General features: G+C 38.8%; 1 protein-coding gene. It reads left to right on the top strand.

Annotated features, from left to right (window positions below; translation table 11 throughout):
- Positions 1-3,690 (top strand): T9SS type B sorting domain-containing protein (locus IEW41_RS14300; protein WP_188607057.1); only part of this gene is annotated, 3,690 nt, incomplete at its 5' end.

The following is a 3,690-nucleotide window of genomic DNA, read 5'->3' as shown; positions in this document are numbered from 1 at the left end:
GTCCACCCTTTACCAGTTATAGTAGTTCCAACGTTATTAGGTGTTTGTGATGACAATGTACCAGATGGATTTACGAGTATAGATTTAAGTGTAAAGAATAATGAGATTACGGGCAACAATCCCAATTACGTAGTGAGTTATTATTTAACACAGTTAGATGCAGATTCGGATATGAATATTTTGACTATACCTTATACCAATATTTCCAATCCACAAACGGTTTATGTTCGCGTAGAGGATATCAATACAGGCTGTTATGATACAACAACATTAGATTTACAAGTCGATCAGGCACCAGTAGCCTTTGTGCCAACACCATTAGAATATTGTGATCCAGACAGTGATGGGTTTGGAGAGTTTACGCTCACAGATGCCGAGGCTGAGATTACAGGAGGCGCACCAGGGTTAACAGTGACCTACCATGAGACCATGGCAGATGCCGAGAATAATGTCAATGCACAAGCTAGTCCGTATAATAATATTGTGGTGTATACCCAGACGCTTTATGCACGCGTAGAAAGTTCAGTACTTACGACTAACTGTGCGACGATAGTACCATTAGTTCTTATAGTTAACGACACACCACAGATAGAAGATCCGAGTCCATTAGAAGAATGTGATGATAATACCGATGGCTTTGTGCAATTTGATTTAACAAGTAAAAACGCAGAGATATTAGATGGGTTAGACCCAGCACAATATGCAGTAAGCTATTATGAAACACAAGCAGATGCAAATGCGCCTGTAAACATGATAGCCACACCAAATGCCTATACCAATACAGTAGCATTTAACCAGACCCTTTGGGTACGTGTAGACGATACTGCCAATGGGTGTTATAAACTCACTACATTGGAATTAATAGTGAATGCATTACCAGTGTTAGTTCAGCCAAGCCCATTAGTTTTGTGTGATGTTAATAATCCAGGCGATGAGGTAGAAGCTTTCAATTTAGAAGATGCCAATGCACAGATATTAAATGGTCAAACAGGAATAACACTAACATATTACGAGACTCAAGCCGATGCCGATGCAGATACCAATCCAATCACAAGTCCATATAGCAATACGGTTAATCCACAAACGATATATGTGAGAGCAGTTACTAATACAACAGGCTGTGTAAGTACCATAACGTTAGATTTACGTGTGAATCCATTACCATCTGTAGTAACTCCAACACCAATAGAAGAGTGTGACCCAGATAATGATGGTTTTGCAAGTTTTGACTTAGAAAGCAGAACACTACAGATTATCAATGGCGATCTTAACATCGTAGTGACCTATCATGAGACGATGGCAGATGCAGACAGTGATCAAAATGCATTAACAAGTCCATACGATAATATAGTAGCCAACACCCAAACGGTGTATGCAAGAAAAGAAAACACCCTTACAGGATGTTACAGAATAATACCATTAGTATTAAACGTATTACCATCACCAGTAGTTCCTGTAGATATTGATGATTATGTTGTTTGTGATACCAATGCCGATGGTTTTGCACAATTTAATCTTACGACAAAAAATGCAGAAATACTAGGAGGGCAAGCCCCAGCACAGTTTGTATTGACCTACCATGTAAGTCAGGCTAATGCTAATACAGGAGCAAATCCGATAGTTAATACAACAAACTACACTAATGTGACTAATCCTCAGATTATTTATGTGCGTTTGGTAAGTGTAGCAAATGGCTGTATAAAGACAGGGCAATTTGAAATCAGAGTTGAGTTACCACCAACAGCAATACAACCAACACCGTTACAATTATGTGATGATGAGATTGCAGATGAGATGACAGTGTTTGATTTAACCGTTAAGGATAATGAAATCACAGGAGGTAATGGTAGCTGGTCTGTAAGTTATTATACAACCAATGCCGATGCTCAAGCAAATACCAATGTGATTGCTCCAGCAACAGCATATACTAATATGTCTGTTAATGGAAATCCAGCAAACCCACAAACACTATATGTAAGAGTTACAGATACAGATACAGGATGTACCGATTTTACGACGTTAACCATACGCGTATTACCAAATCCGACACCAAGTACAGATCCATCAGATATAGAGTTGTGTGATGATATCAATACAGGCGATGCAGAAGAGGTATTTGATTTAACCATCAATGAAACCTATATCATCAATGGCGAAGTAGGCGTAACAGCGACTTATCATGAAACGATGAATGATGCAGAAGCAGGTACTAATGCGATTCCAGACCCAACAATGTATACCAATACCAGCACACCACAAACCATTTATGTGCGAGTAACCAATAATATTACAGGCTGTTATACTATAGTAGACTTTGATATCATTGTTAACCCATTACCAGCAGTAGTAGCGGTTACCGATTTTATAGCCTGTGAAGTGAACAGTGATGGGTTTTATGCTTTTGATTTAACAAGTAAAGATGCAGAAGTATTGAACGGTCAAGACCCAGTGATGTTTAATGTAACCTATCATGCGACACAAGCAGGAGCAGATAATTTAACAGGCGCATTAGTGAGTCCATACATCAATTTGACGAATCCACAACAAATTTTTGTAGCTATTACCAATACCATCACAGGCTGTTCTATAAGTACAGTAAGCTTTAATATAGAAGTGCAAGAAGGCGCATTGGCCAATAGCGATATGCAACCAATAACCTATGTCATATGTGATAATATAGGCGATAATGATGGTTTTGGACAGTTTGATTTAACCACACAAGATGCAGAGGTGTTAGATGGACAAGACCCAGTAAACTACATAGTGAGCTATTACTCAACATTGGTAGATGCAGAATTAGGAGTTAATCCAATTCCAACGGTTTATGAGAACACGAGTAATCCACAAGTAATTTATGCACGTGTAGATAATGATACTCCAGATGGTTTAGGTATGGACAGTTCTATCTGTTATGCAGTTACAGAATTAACGTTACAAGTAGACTTGCTACCAATATTTGATTTAGATGACAGCTATATCTTATGTGTAGATACCAATGGTAGCGAAGTGGTTAATCCACCACTATTAGACACAGGATTATCACCAGCTGATTATACATTTGTATGGCGTTTAGATGGAATGGTATTACCAGGGGAGACAAGTCCAAGTTTAACCGCTACCCAATCAGGAACCTATAGTGTAGAAGTAACCAATAACACTACAGGCTGTATGAATACAGACAGCGCAGAAGTGTTAGAGAGTTCACCACCAACAGTAGTTGCAGCGGTGACCACACAAGCTTTTTCAGAAACACACGTTATAGAAGCAGTGGCGACAGGAGATGGTGAGTACGAATACAGTTTAGATGGAGGTCCATGGCAGTCAAGTGGTACTTTTGAAGACGTATCATTAGGCGAGCATACCATCACTGCGAGAGACATTAATGGTTGTGGAGAGGCAAGTACAACAGTGATTGTGATGGATTACCCACACTTTTTCACACCAAATGGCGATGGATATCATGATACATGGAACATTATTGGAATCGCAGACCAACCAAACGCAAAAATTTATATATTTGACAGATATGGTAAACTATTAAAACAAATCAGTCCATCAGGACAAGGTTGGAATGGAACTTATAATGGAGAACCATTACCAACAAGTGATTACTGGTTTACTGTAGAATATGATGAACCTAACACAGGAGAACGTAAACAATTTAAAGCCCATTTTACCCTGAAAAGATAA

This window comes from Aquaticitalea lipolytica (assembly GCF_014641635.1).
GTDB lineage: Bacteria > Bacteroidota > Bacteroidia > Flavobacteriales > Flavobacteriaceae > Aquaticitalea > Aquaticitalea lipolytica.
Note: the sequence above shows the minus strand (reverse complement) of the source record. Positions and strands in the feature narration are given on the sequence as shown.